The sequence below is a fragment of the Mesorhizobium sp. M4A.F.Ca.ET.090.04.2.1 genome, assembly GCF_003999085.1.
Lineage (GTDB): Bacteria > Pseudomonadota > Alphaproteobacteria > Rhizobiales > Rhizobiaceae > Mesorhizobium.
In genome coordinates this window covers 1-2,711 of the sequence record NZ_RZOT01000680.1, presented here as the reverse complement: position 1 = coordinate 2,711, position 2,711 = coordinate 1, and the positions used below count along the sequence as shown (strand labels likewise).

2 protein-coding genes and 1 pseudogene are annotated in these 2,711 nt (G+C 62.9%); all 3 read left to right on the top strand.

Features of this window, described 5'->3' with window-relative positions; genetic code table 11:
- On the top strand, window positions 1–718 hold a 718-nt coding region (locus tag EN781_RS30295), incomplete at its 5' end, for a mechanosensitive ion channel domain-containing protein (protein WP_145965715.1).
- 165 nt (window positions 719–883) lie between these two features.
- Window positions 884–1,147, top strand: coding sequence for a hypothetical protein (locus EN781_RS30290; RefSeq protein ID WP_006335571.1), 264 nt, complete (start codon window positions 884–886; stop codon window positions 1,145–1,147).
- Between the two features lie 205 nt (window positions 1,148–1,352).
- Window positions 1,353–2,639, top strand: a pseudogene (locus EN781_RS30285) (UbiA family prenyltransferase); the annotation flags it as partial.
- Between the last annotated feature and the right edge of the window lie 72 nt (window positions 2,640–2,711).

Here is a 2,711-nt window from a genome sequence, read left to right as displayed (position 1 = left end):
CGGCATCGACCTGTCAAACCTGGCGCTCGTTGCCGGCGCCCTGTCGCTCGGTATCGGCTTCGGCCTGCAAAATGTGGTGTCGAACTTCGTCTCCGGCCTGATCCTGCTTGCCGAGCGTCCGTTCAAGGTCGGCGACTGGATCGTCGCCGGCGACACCACCGGAACGGTCAAGAAGATCAGCGTGCGCGCCACCGAGATCGAGACCTTCCAGCGGCAGTCGGTGATCCTGCCCAACTCGACCCTGATCAACAATGCGGTCGGCAACTGGACGCACCGCAACAAGCTCGGCCGCGTCGACATCAAGGTCGGCGTCGCCTATGGCAGCGACGTCAAGCGGGTGCATGCGCTTTTGCTCGAAATCGCGCGCAGCCATCCGCTGGTGCTGAAGAACCCCGAGCCGTTCGTACTGTTCGCCAATTTCGGCGCCGCCGCGCTCGAATTCGAGATCCGCGTGTTCCTCGCCGACATCCTGAACGGCAACATCGTGCAGAACGACATCCGCTTTGCCATCTTCGATGAGTTCAACAGCGAGCATATCGAGATACCCTCGACGCCACGCGCCGTGGTTGAGACGACAAAGCCCGAGGCGTGGCCGATCGACGACGACAAGATGGAGGCCGACTTCGCCGAGAAGGAGCAAGCGGAAGCCGAAGCCGCGGTTGAAAAGGCGCGCCTGGCAAAGTCCAGGCGCAAGGGCAGCAAACCTGATCCGGACTGAGGCGGCACACCACGGAATCGTGCCTGTGTCCGGCAAAAGCCAATTGCGGCATGAATGCGGCATTCAGTTGCGGTTCAGCTTCGATCTCATATAAGCTCGCATGCAAAGGGCGAGAATGCCTTGCAAATGCAACAAGAAGGCGGTGTGGAAACACCGGTATTGCAAATGTGGAAGTCTGTCGTCGCCGCCATCGCTTTTCTAGCCGTGGGCGGGTCGGCTTTCGCCGCCAGCGCGGTCAACAAGGACGCCGAGACCCGGACGCTGATCGTGACCGAGGGCGGCGGCAAGACGGAGCTGGCGCTGGCCGCCGGCGAAACCGTGGAATTCTGCCCGAATGGCTGTTTCGTCACCTTGCCGAATGGTGACCTCGAAGCCCTGACCGGCTCGGAAACGGTCGAGATTTCGGGTGGCGTCGCCCGCATCAAGTAAAACCGGGCAGCATCTCTCGCGAAGGCCGGGCAAACTGCCCGGCCTTTTATTGTTTCCGGTAGCGGTTGTTTAACACTGACCGGGGAAATACCACCGCACAGCCTGGCCGCAACCTGACGTTTTAACGTTCGCTGCGTCATCTCCCGCTATATCCGACCCGAAGCCGCCGAACAGGGCGCGAAGGAATCAGGCAGGGCAGGGAATCATGGACGCGCGGTCGGACAGGAACGCAATTCCGCTTGCGGTCGATCTCGACGGCACGCTGATTGCGACCGACCTCCTTTGGGAAGGCTTGTTCATCCTTCTCAAGAAGAATCCGCTCTATGTCTTCCTGGTGCCGTTCTGGCTGGCCGGCGGGCCGGCCAGACTCAAGCAGGAGATCGCTGCCCGCATCGATATCGATCCGGCTTCGCTGCCTTACCGCGAGGCGCTGCTCGATCGGCTCCGCACCGAGCATCGGGAAGGTCGCGAGATCGTGCTGGCGACCGGCACGCCGCGCAAGTTCGCCGAGGCGATCGCCTCGCATCTGGGCATTTTCGACCGCGTGCTGGCGACCGATGGTCCGCACAACATGACCTCAGGCAGGAAACGCGACTCGCTGGTCGCCGCCTATGGCGACGGCGGCTTCGACTATGCGGGCAACAGCCGGCACGATCTCCAGGTTTTCGACGCAGCGCGCAGCGCGATCGTGGTGGCGCCCGACCGCCATGCCGCGCGCTGGCAGGCCGGGCATGGCGCCGAAACGGTTGCGGTGCCGAAGCCGACATTGAAGACATTCGTCAAGATGCTGCGCGTGCATCAATGGCTGAAGAATGCGCTGATCGCGGTGCCGATGGTGCTGTCGCACGAGTACTTCAACATCGACATGATCTGGGAATGCGTGCTGGCGTTCATCTCCTTCAGCGCCGTGGCTTCCGCCATCTACATCCTCAACGACTTCTTCGACCTCGCGCTCGACCGCAAACACCCGACCAAGCGCTATCGCCCCTTCGCCACCGGCGCGCTCACTATCCCCTTCGGCTTCGGCGCGATGATGGCGCTGATCGCCGTCGGCATCGCCGCCGGGCTTTTGCTGCCGATCGAATTCCTCGGCGTGCTGGGCGGCTACATGGTTGTCACCACAGCCTATTCGCTGTCGTTCAAGCGCATGCTCCTGGTCGATGTGCTGACGCTGGCCGGGCTCTATACGATCCGGGTGCTGGCAGGTGCCGCGGCGACGGGCGTCGACGTCTCCTTCTGGCTGCTCGCCTTCTCGATCTTCTTCTTCCTGTCGCTGGCGCTGGTGAAGCGCTTCGTCGAATTGCGCACCACTGCCATTCCTGCCGGCGAGCGCATCGCCGGCCGCGGCTACCGCACCGAAGACCAGGAGATCGTGGCCCAGGCCGGCATGGCCTCCGCCTTCTCCTCGGCCCTGGTGCTCGCGCTCTACATGGACAGCGTCGCGGTGCGCGAGCTCTATTCGCATCCATGGGTGATGTGGCCGCTGGCGCCGATGGCGACAACGATCTGGCTGCGCCAGTCGCGGATGATGAAGACGACAGGATCGTCGTGCATCTCGTCGCGG